This is a genomic window from Streptomyces sp. MAI_2237, assembly GCF_054189285.1.
This window is the reverse complement of the sequence record NZ_JAJPGQ010000009.1, coordinates 217,177-235,619: the sequence shown is the minus strand read 5'-3', so window position 1 is coordinate 235,619 and position 18,443 is coordinate 217,177. Positions and strand designations below refer to the sequence as shown.

The 18,443-nt window shown below is 70.7% G+C and carries 17 protein-coding genes and 2 pseudogenes; 13 read left to right on the top strand and 6 right to left on the bottom strand.

Annotated features, from left to right (window positions below; translation table 11 throughout):
* Window positions 1-172 precede the first annotated feature (172 nt).
* Window positions 173-688: pseudogene (locus tag LN251_RS36390) on the bottom strand (transposase); the annotation flags it as partial.
* A gap of 192 nt (window positions 689-880) precedes the next feature.
* On the bottom strand, window positions 881-1,327 hold the full coding sequence (locus LN251_RS36385; RefSeq protein ID WP_458248433.1) for a winged helix-turn-helix transcriptional regulator: 447 nt from the start codon (window positions 1,325-1,327) through the stop codon (window positions 881-883).
* 102 nt (window positions 1,328-1,429) lie between these two features.
* Here LN251_RS36385 and LN251_RS36380 point away from each other — a divergent pair, with 102 nt between their 5' ends.
* The 10 genes from LN251_RS36380 (at window position 1,430) to LN251_RS36335 (ending at window position 10,968) form a co-directional block, all read left to right on the top strand.
* Complete coding sequence (locus tag LN251_RS36380; protein WP_458248432.1) at window positions 1,430-2,143, top strand: DsbA family oxidoreductase; 714 nt, start codon at window positions 1,430-1,432, stop codon at window positions 2,141-2,143.
* A gap of 180 nt (window positions 2,144-2,323) precedes the next feature.
* On the top strand, window positions 2,324-2,554 hold the full coding sequence (locus LN251_RS36375) for a DoxX family protein (protein ID WP_458249494.1): 231 nt from the start codon (window positions 2,324-2,326) through the stop codon (window positions 2,552-2,554).
* Between the two features lie 69 nt (window positions 2,555-2,623).
* Window positions 2,624-3,286 carry an NAD(P)-dependent oxidoreductase gene (locus LN251_RS36370; protein WP_458248431.1) on the top strand — a complete coding sequence of 221 codons (663 nt, stop codon included), beginning with the start codon at window positions 2,624-2,626 and terminating at the stop codon, window positions 3,284-3,286.
* Between the two features lie 63 nt (window positions 3,287-3,349).
* Window positions 3,350-4,072 carry an SDR family NAD(P)-dependent oxidoreductase gene (locus LN251_RS36365; RefSeq protein WP_458248430.1) on the top strand — a complete coding sequence of 241 codons (723 nt, stop codon included), beginning with the start codon at window positions 3,350-3,352 and terminating at the stop codon, window positions 4,070-4,072.
* Window positions 4,073-4,253: 181 nt separating this feature from the next.
* The gene (locus LN251_RS36360) at window positions 4,254-4,454 is read left to right on the top strand and encodes a hypothetical protein (RefSeq protein ID WP_458248429.1); all 201 of its coding nucleotides are present in this window, start codon (window positions 4,254-4,256) and stop codon (window positions 4,452-4,454) included.
* 120 nt (window positions 4,455-4,574) lie between these two features.
* Window positions 4,575-5,648 (top strand): transposase, encoded by a 1,074-nt coding sequence (locus LN251_RS36355; protein ID WP_458248428.1) that lies wholly within the window; start codon window positions 4,575-4,577, stop codon window positions 5,646-5,648.
* A 427-nt stretch (window positions 5,649-6,075) separates the two neighbouring features.
* Window positions 6,076-6,267: a hypothetical protein gene (locus LN251_RS36350; RefSeq protein WP_458248427.1), complete on the top strand. Its 192-nt coding sequence runs from the start codon at window positions 6,076-6,078 to the stop codon at window positions 6,265-6,267.
* Between the two features lie 588 nt (window positions 6,268-6,855).
* Window positions 6,856-7,377 carry a pyridoxamine 5'-phosphate oxidase family protein gene (locus LN251_RS36345; RefSeq protein ID WP_458248426.1) on the top strand — a complete coding sequence of 174 codons (522 nt, stop codon included), beginning with the start codon at window positions 6,856-6,858 and terminating at the stop codon, window positions 7,375-7,377.
* A gap of 5 nt (window positions 7,378-7,382) precedes the next feature.
* Window positions 7,383-8,492 carry a serine hydrolase domain-containing protein gene (locus tag LN251_RS36340; RefSeq protein ID WP_458248425.1) on the top strand — a complete coding sequence of 370 codons (1,110 nt, stop codon included), beginning with the start codon at window positions 7,383-7,385 and terminating at the stop codon, window positions 8,490-8,492.
* Between the two features lie 694 nt (window positions 8,493-9,186).
* Complete coding sequence (locus tag LN251_RS36335; protein ID WP_458248424.1) at window positions 9,187-10,968, top strand: serine/threonine-protein kinase; 1,782 nt, start codon at window positions 9,187-9,189, stop codon at window positions 10,966-10,968.
* A 680-nt stretch (window positions 10,969-11,648) separates the two neighbouring features.
* On the opposite strand, the pseudogene LN251_RS36330 reads toward LN251_RS36335, so the two are convergent.
* Window positions 11,649-13,221, bottom strand: a pseudogene (locus tag LN251_RS36330) (glycerol-3-phosphate dehydrogenase/oxidase).
* On the bottom strand, window positions 13,218-13,829 hold the full coding sequence (locus LN251_RS36325) for a TetR/AcrR family transcriptional regulator (protein WP_458248423.1): 612 nt from the start codon (window positions 13,827-13,829) through the stop codon (window positions 13,218-13,220). The pseudogene LN251_RS36330 and the gene LN251_RS36325 overlap by 4 nt, the downstream one beginning before the upstream one ends.
* 140 nt (window positions 13,830-13,969) lie before the next feature.
* Between LN251_RS36325 and LN251_RS36320 the strand changes: the two genes are divergently transcribed.
* From LN251_RS36320 to LN251_RS36310, 3 genes are all read left to right on the top strand, one after another.
* Complete coding sequence (locus LN251_RS36320; protein WP_458248422.1) at window positions 13,970-15,559, top strand: FAD-binding oxidoreductase; 1,590 nt, start codon at window positions 13,970-13,972, stop codon at window positions 15,557-15,559.
* A 38-nt stretch (window positions 15,560-15,597) separates the two neighbouring features.
* On the top strand, window positions 15,598-16,479 hold the full coding sequence (locus tag LN251_RS36315; protein WP_458248421.1) for a diacylglycerol kinase family protein: 882 nt from the start codon (window positions 15,598-15,600) through the stop codon (window positions 16,477-16,479).
* Window positions 16,480-16,610: 131 nt separating this feature from the next.
* A complete protein-coding gene (locus tag LN251_RS36310) occupies window positions 16,611-17,123 on the top strand; it encodes a DinB family protein (protein WP_458249493.1) in 513 nt (170 codons plus the stop codon).
* A gap of 123 nt (window positions 17,124-17,246) precedes the next feature.
* Here LN251_RS36310 and LN251_RS36305 read toward each other — a convergent pair whose 3' ends face one another.
* Window positions 17,247-17,477, bottom strand: a complete 231-nt coding sequence (locus LN251_RS36305; RefSeq protein WP_458248420.1) for a hypothetical protein — start codon at window positions 17,475-17,477, stop codon at window positions 17,247-17,249.
* Window positions 17,474-18,301, bottom strand: a complete 828-nt coding sequence (locus tag LN251_RS36300; RefSeq protein ID WP_458248419.1) for an alcohol dehydrogenase catalytic domain-containing protein — start codon at window positions 18,299-18,301, stop codon at window positions 17,474-17,476. The genes LN251_RS36305 and LN251_RS36300 overlap by 4 nt, the downstream gene beginning before the upstream one ends.
* Window positions 18,302-18,443 lie beyond the last annotated feature (142 nt).

The following is an 18,443-nucleotide window of genomic DNA, read 5'->3' as shown; positions in this document are numbered from 1 at the left end:
GATCACAGCCTGTATCGACTGCCGCACTGGCTGCAATGACAGATCATTGACGTATCCGGCCAACGAGCGGCTGTCGAGTGCGTAAGAGCAGTGCTGGCCATGCAGTTCGTGCCGTGAGCGGCTGGCGGCGAGTGAGGCAGCTCACAGGGTGCCTACTGCGCCACCACTCGGCTTAGCGGATGTGTACTCGATCTGCCCAGGAGGCACTGGGCGTCGTCAAAGCCATCAAGGCGAGTGCGAGCCCGGTTCCAGTGAGGCAGCCGTCAACGAGGTCCGGACGGTACTGGATCTTCTTGAGCCGGCGCTTCACGGCTCGGGTGCTCTGGCCGGGATCGGCCGTGGCGAGGTTGCCGATGTCGCGCTTGACCACAGACCAGATTCCCTCCTGCGGGTTGAGGTCCGGGGCATGGGTGGGCCATGGGAAGACGGTGAGCCACTCGGCGTTCGCGGCAATGAACTCCCCCACGCAGGCCATCAGGTGCAGCCGGACGTTGTCCCGCACGAGCACGACCGGGCCGCCGAGCTGGATGCGGGCACGGACGATCAGGTTGCGGAAGCCACGCCGGCCGAAGCCCTTCAGCTCGTCCTTGTGGCCCCGGTACTCGCGGATGGCGTAGATCCGTCGAGACCACTCGCCCGGCTTGTAGCAGGCCATGCCCGCCATCGACACCCGTCCGGAACCACGGCCCCAGGCAGCTGACGTGGCCGTGGGGTTCGCGGATCGGGCTGGAGCGGAGGCAGGCACGGCCTCCGAGTGATCATGAGGTGTCGAGTCCCTGATCACCATGTCGGTGGCCGGTGGGAATCCTCCAGCCGCGGCCACCGACGGGGAGTCGGGTGGCCGCGTGTTTCGCTCCCGTCGGTGACGGTCTCCGGTAGCTCAGGTGCGTGAACCCGTACTCGGCTGCGCTGAGGTCGTGCGGGCCCGGTTCTCACGGATCTCGTCGTGGTGGGCGGCGGCCCAGCCGACCAGGGACGTGGCGATGTCGTGGAGGCCGCGGCCGAGCGGGGTCAGGGTGTACTCGACGCGCGGGGGCACTTCGGCGTAGGCGGTGCGGGAGATCAGGCCGTCCTGCTGGAGTTGGCGCAGGGTGAGGGTGAGCATGCGCTGGGAGATCCCGGGGACTTGGCGCTGCAGGTCGGTGTAGCGCAGCGGGCCTGACTTCAGGACGGCGATCAGCAGCAGGCTCCACTTGTCGCCGACGCGGTCCAGGACCTCGCGGATGAAGGTCATGTGCTCGGCGGGGATCGCCGCGCACGGCCCGATCGCCGCCGCCCCGATCACGCCCGCCCCACCGGCCGTCTTCGCTTCGCGGGTCTGCTCCATCACGCACATTCCTCTCCGGCACGCACACGGATGTGCCTTTTGTATCGCCTTCCATACTGGTCCACCATGGCGTTACGAACAAGGAGTAAGAATCGGAGGTTCGTGGTGAAGGTGGACATCTGGTCCGAGGTGACGTGCCCCTGGTGCGGGCTGGGCCATCACCGTCTGCAGCGGGCCGTCGAGCGGTTCGCGCACGCGGGCGAGGTGGAGGCGGTCCACCACTCGTTCCCGCTCAGCAGCAGCTTCCCCGAGGACCGCACCTTCTCCGTCCGCGAGGCTCTGCTGCGACGGCACGGTGTGGGCGGCGGTAAGGCCGAGGCGTCGACCCGGCGGATCGAGGCACTGGCCGCAGCCGAGGGTCTGAGCCCCTACCGGGTGCTGGACAACCAGGTCGGCAACACCGACCTGGCCCACGAGTTCCTCGCCCACGCCTCCGCGCAGGGCAAGAACCGTGAAGCGTGGGACGCGATCTTCGACACCTACTTCGGCAAGGGCAAGCCCGTCTTCTCCCTGGACGACCTGCTCGCCCTCGCCGACACCCTGGGCCTGGAGCGCGAGCAGACCCGACAGGCCCTGGCCCAGCACCGCTACCGCGAGCATGTCCGCGATGACGCGGCCCGCGCCCGGCGCCTCGGCGCGACGGGTGCCCCGTTCATCGTCATCGACGGCCGCTACGGCGTCTCCGGTGCCCAGGACAGCGACACCCTGCTGGACCTGCTCCGCACAGCTTGGGACGACACCCACCCGCTCACCCCTGCCGGTGGCGACGCCCCGGCCTGCGGCCCGGAGGGCGGTGCCGTCCCCGTATATGGCTGATCCCCCCGCAGCCCCCCGTGATCCAAGAAACGAGGAGTCCGATGAACGTCCTGCTGTGGGTACTGCAGGGACTGCTGGCGCAGTGTTCGCCATGGCCGGCGTCATGAAGACGACCCAGCCGATCGACAGGCTCTCCGGCACTCTTCCTACGTCAAGGACCTCAAGCCAGGCACGGTCCGGCTGATCGGACCGGTCGAACTGGCCGCCGCACTCGGCCTCGTCCTGCCCGCCGCCACCGGCATTGCGGTGGTCCTCACAGCGCTCGCCGCACTCGGCCTCGCGGTGGTGATGGCGCTGGCCGGCACCTTCCACCTCCGCCGCCGGGAGTACAGCGCAATCGGCATGAACGGCGCGCTGCTGGCCCTGGCCGTCGGGGTGGCCTGGGGCCGCTTCGGCCCGTACTCCTTCTGACACTTCCGAATCCATCCCCTGCCCGCTCCCGCCGCCCGGCCCTCCGCCCATGAAAGGCGATGACTTCCCATGACCGACCTGCTCGTCCTTGGCGGCAGCGGCCGCACCGGCATCCACGTCCTGGCACAGGCCGCCGAACGCGGCCACCGCGTCCGCGCCCTGGTCCGCGATCCCTCCGCCGTTCACGCTCCGGCCGGTGTCGAGCTGATCCAGGGCACGCCCGCGAACATCGACGACATCCGCAAGGCCGCCCACGGCACTCGGGCGGTGATCAGCGTGCTGAACAACGCCCGCGCCTCCGACAACCCCTGGGCCAAGCCGGTCAGCCCACCGATGTTCATGACCGACGCCGCCCGCAACACCCTGACCGTCATGGCCGAACAGGGCATCCGCCGGATCGCCCTGACGTCCTCACAGGGCGCCGGCGACGACTGGGCCCGCCTCAACCCCCTGATGAAGGCGCTCATCAACCTGTCGAACATCAAGGCCGGCTTCACCGACCACACCGGCGTCGACCAGGTCGTGCGCGCCTCCGACACCGACTGGACCCTCGCCCGTGCCGTCGCACTCACCGACAGACCCGCCACCGGCCCCCTGCACGCCGCCGCCCCCGGCACCACAGCCCCCGGGCGCTGGATCAACCGGGCCGACCTCGCCCGCTTCCTCCTCGACGCCGTCGACGAGGAGACCTGGATCCGCCGCGCCCCGTTGGTGTGGAACGCCCGCGGCTGACCCACCACCTCGAACCCCTGCTGAACAGCCAGAACACCCCGAAAAGCCCGAGGAGACATCCCCATGCCCGACACGTCCAAGGTCGTCGCCGTCTTCGGAGCCGGCACCGGGCTCGGCGCCTCCGTCGCCCGCCGCTTCGCCCGCGAAGGCTTCCGCGTCGCCCTCGTCGCCCGCCGCAAGGACCGCCTCGACGCACTCGTCGAACAGCTCATCGGCGAGGGCATCGACGCGGCCGGATTCACCGCCGACCTCTCCAAGCCCGCCGAGGTACCCGCCCTCATCGACGTCATCCGCGGACGGTTCGGCCGGATCGACGTCATCGAGTACGGGCCGATCAGTGGTGAGCAGAGCTTCGCCCCCGCCACCAAGCTGGACGCCGTCACCCTGCAGAAGGACAGCCCTCTTCTCCTGTTCACGCCGGTCGAGGTGGTCCGCGCGGTGCTGCCCGAATGGGCCGAGCGCGGCGACGGCGCGTTCCTGATGACCACCGGTCACACCGCCGTGGCGCCGCGGCCCTACATGAGCGGCGTGGGCCCGCTGATGTCCGCCGCCCGTAACTGGCTGTACTCCCTCAACGGTGAACTCGCCGACATCGGCGCCTACGCCGGCACGCTGTCCATCGCGGCGTTCGTCGCCCGGAGCGAGATGGGAGAGCTTGCCGCCGCCTCACTGCCGGAAGGCGTGGGCCCGCTCGTCGACCCGGACGACCTCGCCGAGCACTACTGGGACCTGTACACCAAGCGCGACCGCATCGAGCAGATCCACCCCGAGCCGACCGCCGGGTAACCCAGCCCAGGCCCCTCGCCACCACGGCCCGGGGCATCCCTCGGCGACGATCACCCTGCGTACAGGCCAGTCCTCCGGTGGGAGTCCGACTGGCCGTCCGCGGGGACCGCCCGCCAGCGGGGAACCTGCGGCCTTACGCGGGGAAAGGATCTCGGCCGCTGTCATCACAAGGCGGAAGACCGTGCCTGCCCGATCATCATCGCCCATTCCCGCCGGCCTGGGCCGGCTCGCCACCGGCCGCCCTGCCGAGCCCGGGGAACACCCGCAGCTGCTGGACCGCCTCGCGACCGTTCCCGATCCACGCAGGGCCAAGGGGCGCCGCCACCTACTCGCCTTCGTCCTCGCACTCGCCGCGTGCGCGGTACCGGCGCGCAATCCCTGACCGCGATCGCGGAATGGGCAGCCGACGCCCCCGGCCGCTCACCACCCTGGGCGGCCCCAGCCGCGAACCCGCCGGGCCACCGCCCCGACCGAAGCCACCGTGTGCCGAATCCTGCAGCGCGTGGACGGCAACGCCCTCGACGAGGCGATCGGCACTTGGCTCGCCGCCCGCGACCCCGACCGCCCGCCACCCGACCATGATCTGGGCAGACGCGCCCGCCGCTCGCTGGCCGTGGACGGCAAGGCCGTTCGCGGCGCGCACCGCGCCGGCGGCACCCAGATCCACCTTCTGGCCGCGATGATCGGGACCGGCCTGGTCGCAGCCCAGCGTGAGGTCGGCGCCAAGACCGACGAGATCACCGTCTTCCGGCCGATGCTCGCCGACCTCGACCTGGCCGACACCGTGGTCACCTTCGACGCCCTGCACTCCCAGACAGCCCATGCCCGCTTCCTGGTGGAGGAGAAGACCTGCACCGTCACCCTCGGCCTCGACTTCCCCCACGCCGCCCAGGCCGTGCAGATCGTGCGCCGCCGCTGGACGGTCACCACCAGAAAGGTCACCCCGGAACGTGTCTACGCAGTCACCGACCTGACGGCGGAACAGGCCGATGCTCCCGAGAACGCGCACCGTGCACGCGAACACTGGGGCATCGAGAACAAGATCCACCACGTGCGCGACACCGCCTTCGCCGAAGACGCCTCCCGCGTGCGGACCGGGACCGCGCCCCGGGCCATGGCGGCACTGCGCAACCTGGCCATCGGCGCCCTCCGCCTGACCGGCTGCGACAACATCGCCGCCGGCCTGCGCAATCACAGCCGAGACGTCACCCGACCGCCGGCCACCCTCGGCAATGGACGCCTGACCGGGCAGAAGCCCCGCGGCGATTGCGTTTCGACGGTCTTCGAAATCTTTGCGGCGTCATCCAGCGCCACCTACGTTGAAATACCCAGCAATTCACCACAGCGCGAGCTGTTGGCCCACGGCACGCCGGCGCGGTGGCGCAGGGAACGGCACAGCGGGCAGTTCCAGACAGAGCGCGCCAGCCTCGGCTATCCACGACTGCGCCCGGCGAGCCAACACCGTGCCGAACACGGCGAGATGCCGACCACTGGCGAAAACCGGACAATGAGAGGTCTCAGATGCGTCTTCTCCAGCGCGCGGTCGCTGCCGTCTTCGTGGCCACCGCGGCTCTGACGGCCCTTGCCCCCCAGGCCGTCGCTGCTCCTATGCCGTGGGAGACCAGCAAGACCCCCACGACCACCACCCGCCATGTCGCCGCAACGACGGACGGTGAGCGCGGCATGGTCACCGTGCTGTGTACCGGCGGCTGCTACCAATAGGTCGATGTACGCCCTGGGTCTTTGGCCTTCCCCGGTTGCTGGTGAACACACCGCCGGTGCGTGAGCCGGCCATTGCGGAAAGGGGGGAGCGGCTTGCCTGTCGCGCGTGTCTGGAGCAAGGGCCGAAAATCATGCTCATCGCTGGAACAAGCGCCGGATAGAGCCGGTGACCCTGGCCAGGCCGGTGGGCGCAGTGCGACTGACAGCCAGCCGTGGCGGTATGCCCGCGGAGCGTGGCGTCCGCCGATCCCCGATGCCCCTTCATTCTTCGAGGAGTCCAGATGCGTCTGCGTAAGCGCGCAACAGCCGCCATGTTCGTAGCCACCATGACCCTGGCCGCTCTCGCCCCCCAGGCGGTGGCTGCCCCCATGCCCTGGGAGACCAGCACGAGCCCCACTCACCACATCGTCTCCACAGCGGTCAGCAGCAGCGGGACGGCCACCGTGCTGTGCGGCAACCCCTGCTACCAGTAGCGAGCCACCACCGAGAGACCTCAATGCGAGCTGGGCCCGGGGAACTTCGTATTCCCCGGGCCCGTCCCGGTGACCGATCCAGCCGGCGCAATGCGGCGAACCGGCGGGAGGCGAAGACCCCCGCGAACACGAGTGACTCTTCCGGACTGTCAGCGGCCCCTCGGAGACGGGATGTTATGGGGCTGATTTCTCCGAGGCGGGTGGGAGCCATGCCCGCTTCGCCATCCGCGACGAACTGATCACGAAGCACATCCGCGCTGCCTACCGGAGTCCTGCCGACGTATCCGCGCCGCTGCCGTAACCGCTCGACCGGAAGATCATGCAGAGCCTCTTGTGCACCGTACGGGGGGACAGTGCCGCGGCGTCTCGCCGAACCCCGGCAGCGGGCGGCGGCCTCCGTTCTCACCCGCCCGGCCGGCGGCTCGACGGCAAGATCACAGCTTCCCGGTGCGCTCTGACCGATGAGTTTCTCGGCGACCTCGGGTCATCACCAAGACGACGGAAAACCTGTCCGAGACCAGGGCAGGTCGGCTGGATGGCGCTGGTCCGCATACGTCATGGCGGAATGTGCCTGATTGGGGACGCGGCATGTTGAACGGTGAACCGGATGTTGCGCTGGGGCCCTTCTCGTCCCCAAGCGCGCGGGCGACGCCATGGGCGACGGCATACGCGCTGCTGGCTGAGGCGGAGGTGTTCTGGCTCTCCACGGTGCGGCCGGACGGGCGACCGCACGTGACGCCGCTGTTGGCCGCGTGGAGTCTGGGTGGAATGTGCTTCACCACGGGCGGCCAGGAGCGGAAGGCGCGCAATCTGGAGCGTAATCCACACTGCGTGCTGACGACCGGCACGAATGCTTTGACCGGTGTGGACGTCGTCATCGAGGGTGCCGCATACACAGTGGACGGCCGCTCCGAGCGTGAACAGGCTGCTGCGGATTTCGAGCGGAAGTACGGTGCACATCTGACCAGCCCTGACGGAGCCTGGTACAAGTTGGGCGAGGCCGTCATCGGCGGCGGCGTCCGTCTCTATCGAGTCGAGCCGACTGTGGGATTCGCGTTCGGCAAGCTACCGATGTCCAGCGAGACGCGCTACACATGGCCGAACCAATGACGATCATGTCCGCACTGCAGCGAGAGATTCAAAGTGTCCTGGACGAACTCGTCGATCGCGGGGCAGAAGCCGGCCTGCAGGTCGCCGTCTACCGCCATGGCGCTCTCGTCGCCGACGCTGTGGCCGGCGTCGCGGACGCTCGAAGCGGGCGCAGGGTGACTTCGCAGACGTTGTTCTTCAGCTTCTCCGCGGGCAAGCCCATGACGTCGATGATCGCTCACCTGCTCGTCAGGAGGGGAGCGATCGGATACGACACACCGTTGGTCGACGTGTGGCCGGAGTTCGGTGCCCACGGCAAGGAGAAGGCGACTTTTCGACACGTGCTGACCCACTCGATCGGTGTGCCGGCCATGCCGCGATGCATCGGCCCTGCTGATCTCTTCGACTGGCCGCGGGTGTGCAGCGCCATTGCCGACGCCGAGCCGCAGTGGCTGCCCGGCACCGAGACCGGGTACCACTCGTTCACCTATGGCTTTGTGGTCGGTGAAGTCGCACGCCGAGCCACCGGGAAAACGATGCGGCAGCTTCTGCGCGACTGGATCACCGTGCCGCTGGGGATCGACGGCGAGCTGTATTTCGGCGTGCCCAGCACCGACCTGCCCCGCCTGGCACGCCTTGAGGACACTGCACCCCCGCCGGCCACCGCACCCGATGGCGCCATCCTGGCGCCCTGGGAAATGCAACCGACTGCGGCTTTTGGGAACAGCCATCAGATCTTGCTGGCGGACGTCCCGTCCGTGGGCACCTTCACTGCGCGGGGAATCGCTGCCATGAATGCAGCCGCACTCAACGGTCAGCTCATGGACACAGCCCAGTTGGAGGAGCTGACGGCGGTGGCCTTCGAGGGAACTGACCAGGTTTTCGGCAACCACGCGCGACTGGGCCTGGGCTATCCGCTCGGGCGCCTCGGTGCCCCACCGAAGGAACGCTCGACCGCGTTCGGCTGGGTCGGAGGAGGCGGCAGCTATGTCTACGCCGACCCAGCCAGCAGCGTCTCCTTGGCCATGACCAAGACTCGCCTCACTCCTCATTTCGACACCGCGCAACGACTCGCTGACATCACCGCGGCCGGCACGGTTCAAGCTCGACCCCGGGATGGTTTGCCTGGTGTCTGAGTTGTCCAGTGAGGACCATGTTGTGTAGGAGGGAGAGTCCATTCACACCGCCGACACCGAGCCGAGCCGTGAAAGCTGTGTACCGAGCGAGAGTACGGCTCCGGCCTGAGCAGTGACGCAGACGCCCTGAGGGGGACTTGGGACGACGCCTCGGTGCGCTCTCGTGTTGCCGCGACGGCGCGGCACGACCCTGAGCATCGCCGCTTCGGCGCCTCCCATCGCCACTCCGGGCTTCACGCACCTCTGGGCCGGGAAGCGATCAGCTCTCCTTGTTGCCGGCAGGCTCGTTCAACAACCTCGCCACCCCGACCGGAGGAGCGGCGCTGGAGACCTCGACGTCGCCCGGGAGGCTGTCCAAGTGGACATCGTCCTCCGTGACCACGAGATCCACGATGCGGCGGGCGGCCTCCCTGACGCGTTACGAACCGATCTCGGACAGCGGCACGGTCATGTCGGTTGGTGTGCGAGCCTTCATTCAAAAGTACTGCGCATGCTGGTCGGTTGGGGTGACAGTGCGGTGCAGCCCCCTGTGCAGGGTCTCAACCACCAAGACTGCCTTTACCAGAGGCTGGGTCCCCTGCTGAGCAAAGCTCCCGCACGCTCACGTCAGGCCACACCCAGGGGCCCATTTATGGCTGGTGTCAGCCCCTATCCTGCTTCCGTCATGGTGTGAGGTGACCAGGGGGAGGCGTGCGTGCAGCCGTTGGAGAGCACGGATCCGGCCACGATCGGCGGCTATCCGCTTTTGGCGCGGCTCGGCGCGGGCGGTATGGGGCAGGTCTATCTGTCGCGCACGCCGACCGGCCGCCCCCTGGCGTTGAAGACGGTCCGGCCCGACCTCACTGCCGCTCTGGACTTCGAGCGGCGCTTCGCCCGGGAGATCCGCACCAGCGACCGCGTGCGCTCGCCGTGGACCGTTTCGGTGGTGGACTTCAGCCCGCCCGGCCATCGCCCGCTGTGGCTGGCCACCGAGTACGTCGCCGCGCCTGCCCTCTCCGACTGGGTCGCCGCGCACGGGCCGCTGCCGCCCGCCGCCTTGCGCGCCCTTGCCGCCGAACTCGCCGCGGCGCTGGCCGCCGTGCATGCCTGCGGGCTCACTCACAGGGACGTCAAACCGTCCAACGTCCTGCTCGGCCGCGACCGGCCCATGCTCATCGACTTCGGCATCGCCCGGGCCGCCGACGACTCCCGCCACACCGGCACCGGCGGTGTCATCGGCTCGCCCGGCTACCTCGCTCCCGAACAGGCCGCCGGGGGAGCAGTCACCGACGCCGGCGACATCTTCTCCCTGGGCGCGGTTCTGGTGTTCGCCGCGACCGGCACCGGTCCCTTCGAGTATCCCGGAGAGCAGCCCTCGGCCGCGTCCCTGCTCTACCGGATCGTCCACGAGCCGCCCGTCCTGGACGGCGTGCCGGCCGAACTGACTCCGTTGGTCCGCGATTGCCTGGCGAAGCGGTCAGAGGACCGGCCGAACAGCGCCGAGTTGGCGGTCCGGCTGCGCCGTTGGCGGCCCGCGGAGGACCCGCGGGCGGCCTTTCATGAGAGCGGGCCCGCTCTGGTGGCTGAGGCGTGGAAGAGCGCGCTCCCGCCCGGACTCGACGCCGACCTCGCGGCCCGCGAGAAGGAGATCGCACACCGGTGCGCCGTACCGCCCCATGGCCACGAGCAGGTGCCGTCGGACGCGGTGACGTCCGTCGGCGAGAGACCGACGGTGCCGGCGACCGCAGGGGCGGGGGCCCTGGCCCCATCCCTCGGCCACGCAACCCCTGCCACGTCGAACGCGCCTTCCCACGCCCCCACACCCTCCGGCCCGTTCACGCCTGACATCGGCCAGCCCCACGGCCCGTTCGCCCCCGGCGCAGCCGCGCCGGCCGGATTCGGGCCGTACGGAGCTCGCGCCCCCCACGGCGACGGAGCTGCGCGCCTCCGTGTTCGCTGGATCGTCGCCGGCTCCGCCCTCGCGGTGGCCGCCCTGGTAACCGGCGTACTGCTGTGGAACCCGTTCGGCAAGGAGGCTTCCGGTGACGGCTTCACGGCCTCGCCGTCCCCGTCGTCCTCCACGCCCGCCCTCTCCGCCGCATGGGCGGGGGTCTGGACCGGCAGGGGGCCGGGCAACCCCGACGCGGACGGCCAACAGCACCCGCGCACCGAGTCGTTCACCGTGACGCTCACCCTGCATACCGCCGAGGTGGGTGAGCTGGCCGGCAAACAGGTCAGCAACATCAAGGAGGTCGGCACCGGCCGCGAGGTCGGATGTACAGAAGCCCTGGAACTACGATCGGTGCGCGGCTCGACGGCCACGTTCGTCGCGGCCACCAGCCACCCGACCAATCGCTCGGACACCTCGCTGCAATGCGAGAGCGGGCACCTGTACGTGGTCCAACTGACCGCTGCCGACACCATCAGCCTCGGTGACGAGGGCAGCCAGTCCGCCGGTGCGCCCACGGCCCTGCACCACAGCCGCAGCACGTCCTGAGACCGACAGGGCGGCGCGGGACACGACATCGTGATTGGCGGGACGCCAGTGCAGCTGATGGCCTGTGGTCTCCCTGTCGAGAATGGTCACCTTGGCGGGCAAGATCGTCGGTCCAGACGATGGTGTCGAGGACGCGGTACCGGGGGTCACCGCCGCCGAAGGCAAGCCGACTCGATCGAGTGCCTGAACAGTTGTGCTCCTGCTCCGTCCTTGACGTCAGGGGTCGTAGAACCGCGTCTTCGTCAGCGGGGCCCCACAGTGACGACAAATGCGAGTGTCGTCCCGCATGCATTCGCTCGTCGATCTCTCTCGATATTCCAGGCAGGTGGTGCGCTGCAGGACGACATCGGAGAGCCTCACCCCGAGGGCGGCACATCGAATGCGCTCAACCATCCAGGCAGTGTCGGGGCCGTGGCACCGCTTGAGGTCGTCGAGGTCCGCCTTGGGCAGCAGCATGGCAGTCTCTTGAGAGGCACGCCGTTCGGGCTGTCGCGGCCACGGCCTCCAGCTTCTTTTGTCGCGCGCACGCTGGCCAGACGGATGCTTTCGGCGTGCTCCGGCACCCGCCTCCATGCCGCGCCGCACACGGGTTGAAGGGGCGGATGCAGCCCGTATTCGCATCGCAGACCGGAGGTCTTCGTCGCTGCCTGCTCCGATCGGTGATGGGCGGGGCGGCCGGGTCAGGGGTGTACTGCTGCCGCCTCCTCGAGGACCTCGCGGGCCACGGGGAGTGCCTGCGCGCGGTCCTCTGGGACCACGCCGATGCGGGTGCGGCGGTCCAGGAGGTCGGACTCGTCCAGGGCGCCCTCGTGCCGGACGGCCCAGAGGAGTTCGGCGCGGGTGACGGGGTGGCCGGGGAGCACCGGCTCGGCCAGCGCGGGGTCCTCGGCGGCGAGGTCGTGGACCTCCACGGCCCTCCGTGCCGTATCGGCGGACCAGGCGGCGGGGAACGGGCAGCGCGCGCAGCCCTTCGGGGGAAGCCGCACCGATCAGCGGCAGCCCGGCCGTGGGGGAGGGGGCGGCGCGCAGACCACGGGCCGCGACGGCGGCGTCCACGGCGTCCTGTGCCATCCGCCGGTAGGTGGTGAGCTTGCCGCCGACCACGGTGGTGACCCCGTCGGGCGAGGTCAGTACGGCGTGCCGGCGGGAGATGTCGGAGGTGCGGTCCGAGGAGCCGCCGGTGGAGGTGTCGAGCAGCGGGCGCAGGCCGGCGAAGGCGCCGACCACCTCGTCCCGGCCGACCGGCGCGTCCAGGGCCGAGCCCAACACGTCCAGCAGGAAGCCGATGTCGGTCTCGGGCACCTCCGGCACGTCCGGTATCGCGCCCTCGACGGGCTCGTCGGTGAGGCCGACGTACACCCGGCCGTCCCCCTGGGGCAGGACCAGCACGAAGCGGTTGGTCTCTCCGGGGACCGGGATGTGCAGGCCGGCCGGCAGGGCTCCGAGCCGCTGCGAGCGCAGGACCAGGTGGGTGCCGCGGGAGGGCCGGATGCGGATGCCGTCGGCGAGGGTGCCCGCCCACACCCCGGTGGCGTTGATCACGGTCCGGGCCCTGATCTCGCCCTCCTCGCCGGTGAGTTCGTCGCGGACGCGGGCGCCGGTGCCGGTCAGTTCCAGTGCGCGCACCCGGGTCAGCACGCGGGCGCCGTGCGCGGCGGCCGTCCTGGCCAGGGCCGTCACCAGCGCTGCGTCGTCGGTCACCTTGCCGTCCCACGACAGCAGTCCGCCGCGCAGGCCGGAGGCGCGGACGGCGGGCGCCAGGTGCCGGGCCTCCGTCGCGGACAGCCGGCGCGGCGCGGGCAGCACCGGGCGCGGGGTGCGGGCGGCCAGCCGCAGCATGTCGCCGGCCCGGAACCCGGCCCAGGCCAGTGCGGCCTGGCCCCGGGACACCAGTGGGGTCAGCGGCAGCACGAACGGCTGCGCGGCCACCAGGTGCGGGGCCGTGCGGGTCATCAGCACCCCGCGTTCGACCGCACTCTCGTGGGCGACGTCGAACTGCGCGGAGGCCAGGTAGCGCAGCCCCCCGTGGATGAGCTTCGAGCTCCAGCGCGACGTGCCGAAGGCCAGGTCGTGGGCGTCCACCGCGACGACGTCCAGGCCGCGGGCCGCCGCGTCCAGGGCGACGCCGGCCCCGGTGGCGCCGAGCCCGACGACCAGGACGTCGGCCGTCCGGCCGTCCGTGGCCTGGGCCAGTTCCCGGCGGCGCCGGCGTGCGCTCAAGGACGAGCCGGGCGCGGCCTCGGTGTGGCTCATGGCGTCAGGGTCCTCTCCAGGAGGGTGCGCAGTTCGCCGAGGAACGCGTCCGAGTCCAGCTCCGGGTCGTCCTCGTCCGTCATCGTGCGCAGGGACAGGGTGAAGGACTGCACGGTCAACAACAGCGCCCGCGCCTGCCGTTCGGCGTGACCGGGCCGTACCGAACCGTCCGCGTGGCCCTCGCGCAGCGCGTCGCCCAGCAGGCCCAGCAGCGCCTCCTGGCTCGCGCCGCGCCGGTCGAGGACATACGGCAGAAGCAGTTCCGGGTCGACATCGACGATCTTGCGGAAAAGGGGGTGGACCCGGAAAGCCTCGACCCCGGCCACCAGTCCGTCCACGATCCGGGTGCGCGTGCCGGTGCCGGGCACGGGGTCCGGTATGGCCTGGGTGGCCACGCCGATCCACTCCCGCGTCATCAGGTCGCCCACCAGGGTCCGCAGGTCCGGCCAGCGCCGGTACAGCGTCATCCGGGAGACCCCGGCGCGGCGGGCCACGTCGGCGAGCGTGGTGCGCCGCACTCCGACGGCCAGAACACAGTCGCGGACCGCGTCGAGGACGGCGTCGTTGTCCGATCCGCCGCCCGAACCGTTGTGACGAATAGGCGTCATGTGTCACAGTGTAACGCCTCGGGGCCGAGACGACACCGGCCTGGTCCCGACGGCAAGCCGACCCGCGCGGAGGCGGGCACCCAGGCAGGCCGCCCCGAACCGCCCCGACGAGACACCGACCTTGTGAGGACGACCGTTCAATGGACATGCTGTGGAACGGCTGGGGCGACCCGGCGAAGGCGGCACCGCTGCCCGAGACGGTGACCGGGCTGCTGCACGACCTGCTCGGCGTCCAGCCACGCAGCACCCCCGCCCTCGGCCTGGACGACATTCACCCACCCGCCCCCACGGCAGCCCCCGCAGCCCTCCGCGCCCTCGCCGCCGCGGTCGGTGACGAGCACGTACGCACGGACGCGGAGAGCCGCGTCCGGCACACCCGCGGCAAGTCCACCCCCGACCTGCTGCGCCTGCGCGCCGGAGACGTCAGCGACGTCCCGCAGGCGGTCGTCCTGCCCGCCACCCACGACGAGGTCCTCGACGTCCTGCGCGCCTGTGCCGAGCACGGCCTCGCCGTCGTGCCCTTCGGCGGCGGCACCTCGGTGGTGGGCGGACTCGCCCCGCAGCGCAGCGCGTTCGTCGCCCTCGACCTGCGCCGCATGAACGCCCTGCTCGACCTGGACCCGGTCTCCCGCACCGCGGGCCTCCAGCCCGGCCTGCGCGCTCCCGAGGCCGAAGCGCTGCTCGCCGCAGAGGGCTTCACCCTCGGCCACTTCCCGCAGTCCTTCGAATGGGCCACCATCGGCGGCTTCGCGGCGGCCCGCTCCAGCGGGCAGGCGTCCGCCGGCTACGGCCGCTTCGACGAGATGGTGCTCGCACTGACTCTCGCCACCCCCGAGGGCACGATCGAGACCGGCCGCGCCCCCCGCTCCGCCGCCGGACCCGACCTGCGCCAGCTGATCCTCGGCTCCGAGGGCGCCTTCGGCGTCATCACCTCCGTCACCGTACGGATCCGCCCGCTGCCCGAGGTCCGGATCTACGAGGGCTGGCGGTTCGGCTCCTTCGAGGAGGGAACCGCCGCACTGCGCCGGCTTGCCCAGGACGGACCCCGGCCGACCGTGCTGCGCCTGTCCGACGAGACCGAGACGCTCATCGGCCTGGCCCAGCCCGACGCCATCGGCGCCGACCTTGCCGCAGGCGGCGCGGGCTGCCTGGCGATCGCCGGGTACGAGGGGACGGCCGAGGACACCGCGTACCGCCGTGAGCGGGCGGCCGCCGTCCTGGCGGACTGCGGCGGCACCCCGGCCGGCGCCGAACCGGGCGAACGCTGGGCGCACGGCCGCTACTCCGCGCCGTACCTGCGCGACGCCCTGCTCGACGCCGGCGCCTTCGCCGAGACGCTGGAGACCGCGGCCTTCTGGTCCCGCGTCCCCGAGCTGTACACCGCCGTCCGCACCGCCCTGACCGACACCCTCAGCCAAGCCGGCACCCCACCCCTGGTGATGTGCCACATCTCCCACGTGTACGAGAACGGCGCCTCCCTGTACTTCACCGTCGTCAGCGCCCAGGGCGAGGACCCGGTGGCCCACTGGACGCCCGCCAAGCACGCCGCCAACGAGGCCGTGCTCGCGGCCGGCGGTACTATCTCCCACCACCACGGGGTCGGCACCGACCACCGCGACTGGTACGTCCGCGAAGCCGGCCCCCTCGGCATCTCCGCCCTGCGCGCCGTCAAGCGCCGTCTGGACCCCGAGGGCCTGCTCAACCCCGGCGTCCTGCTGCCCACCGACTGACCCACCCCATCCGACCGCCTGCCTCGGAGGCCCATTCGATGCGCCAGTACACCGCCGTCGTCAACCCCACCGCGGGCGGCTCCACCGGGGCGGCGACCCTGCTCCAGCTGGCCCGGCTGCTGCGCGCGGCCGGCGCCGAGCTGGAGACCGAGTACAGCAACGACCTCGCCCACGCCCAGGACATCGCCCGCGCGGCCGGCGAACGCGGCCGGATCGTCCTGGCCGTGGGCGGCGACGGCATCGCCGGCGGCATCGGCGGCGCCCTCAGCGGCACCGGGACCGTACTGGGCCTCGTACCCGCCGGACGCGGCAACGACTTCGCCCGCGCGCTTCACCTGCCCACCGAGCCGGAAGCCCTCGCCCAGATCCTGCTGCACGCCGAGCCCCGGCCCGTCGACACCATCGAGGTCGAGTCGGCCGTCCACCCGCGCACAGTGGTCCTGGGCAGCGTGTACGCCGGCGTCGACGCGCAGGCCAACCTGCACGCCAACAACGCCCGCCTGCTGCGCGGCGCCGCCTCCTACTACGCGGGCGGCCTGCGCGCCGTCACCACCTGGCGGCCGGCCGACTACCGGGTCACCGTCGACGGCGAGGAACACCTCCACCGCGGCTACACCGTCGTCGCGGCCAACTCCCCCTACTACGGCTCCGGCCGGCTCATCGCACCCGACGCGCGCGTCGACGACGGACTGCTGGACGTGGTGCTGATCCGCGAGGCCCCGCGCAGGCTCTTCTTCACCCTGATGAACGAGCTGAAGACCGGCGCCCACATCCGCCGCCCCGAAGTGCGCGTCCTGCGCGGCCGGGAGCTGCGCATCGAGGCCGGCCGGCCCGTCCCCTACGGCGCCGACGGCGAGGTGGACGCCACCCTCCCGGTCACCGCGCGGGTGCGGCCCGGGGACCTGTCGGTGCTGTACTGAGCGCGCGGGATCGTCAAATCGGCCGAGCGGACCAGCTGGTCCGCTCGGCCGATTTGACGATCCGGGGCCTTGCGCAGGCAACTCCATGCGTAGCCAAAGGGGTTCGGGGATGATGAAGGCCATGAGCGACCATTCGAGTGGGACAGCTCCCGGCAATTGAGGTCAGGGCGCTCCTTGAGGTCCTGAAGGGACAGCGGCGTCACGTGCTCGGCATCCTTGACGGGCTCGACGCGAAGGATTTGCGACGGCCCGTGCTGCCCTCCGGATGGCACTGCTTGGGGATGGTCCAACACCTCGCGTTGGATGTGGAGCGGTTCTGGTTCGGCGCGGTCGTCGCCGGAGACCAGGAGATCATCCGCGGCCTGACGAGCGGCGACGAAGCATGGAAGGTGGCCCCGGAAGTGCTGGCCGGCAACCTCCTCGACCGATACCGGCAGGAGACAGAACTCGCTGATGCCGTCATCACCGCCACGCCTGCCGACGCCGCGTTGGCCTGGCGGCCGCATGACCTGTTCGGCGAACCGCACCTGCACACTCTGCGCGACGTCCTGCTGCATGTCATCGCCGAAACCGCCTGCCACGCCGGCCACCTCGACGCAGCCCGAGAACTGATCGACGGCCGCCGCTGGCTGGTTTTGGCCTGAACGTCCCATGGCCGAAGACGAACTGACGGACAGAAACGGTCGCCGGCCGCTCGGCCCGACGGCGAGGGGCGGTCACGCCGTCGGGCTGCTCACCGAACGGTGACGTGAGCGTCGGCACGGTCCTCAGGGCGACAGGACGACCTTCTCGCAGTGGTCCTGCTTGTTCTTGAAGAGGTCGTAGCCGGTGGGTGCCTCGGTCAGGGGCAGCCAGTGGGTGATGACCCGGGTCGGGTCGATCTTGCCCTGCTCGATCAGGCCGAGTAGCGGCCGCATGTACTTCTGTACGTGGCACTGTCCGGTGCGCAGGGTCAGGGACCTGTTCATCCAGGCACCCGCCAGGAACTTGTCGATCATCCCGCCGTATACGCCGATGACCGACACCACACCACCGCTGCGGCAGGACATGATCGCTTGGCGCAGGGCGTGCGGTCGCCGTGCGTGGCTTCCATGCCGACCGCGTCGATGCATTTGTCGGGGCCCCGGCCGCCGGTGAGTTCGAGCAGGGCCGACCGTACGTCGGTGTCCTCGAAGTTGATGGTGGCGTAGCCCCGGGCGGCGGCCATGTCGAGCCGGTAAGGCTCCTTGTCGATCGCGATGACCTTTTCCGCGCCCAGGACCCGGGCGCTGTCCATGGCGAACTGACCGACCGGACCTGCGCCCCAGACGGCGACGACGTCACCGTCCTGGATGTCGCACATCTCGGCGCCCATGTAGCCGGTCGGCAGGATGTCGGACAGGAACAGGACCTGCTCGTCGGTGAGGTCCGACTCGACCTTGAAGGCATTGGCATCGGCGAGCACCACACGGGCGTACTCGGCCTGACCGCCGGCGAAGCCGCCGGTGAGGTGGGAGTAGCCGTAGATGTCGGCGGTGGGGTGGCCGAACAGTTTCTCCGAGACGCCGGCGTTGGGGTTGGTGTTCTCGCAGCACGAGTACAGCTGCGCGCGGCAGGACGCGCAGGCGCCGCAGGCGATGGGGAAGGGGACGACGACCCGGTCGCCGACGCGCAGTTTGGCGTCGCTCACGCCGGGGCCCACTTCGATGACCTCTCCCATGAACTCGTGGCCCATGATGTCGCCCTTTTGCATGGTGGGGACGTAGCCGTCGTCCAATCCTCGGCTCGCGTCGGCGAAGTGGCGCAGCCGTACGGCTGCGGCGTGGAGGCGGCACGGCGCCACGGGCCGCGTCCACGGTGGTATCGCGGCGTACGACGTCCCGGGCTGCACTCGGTACGCCGCTCCCAAGGGGCACTGGAGGGAGTTGGGTTGCGCGCCCGCGGGGGCGTTCGGCGAGCACTGACGATGCGCCGTATCCGCACCG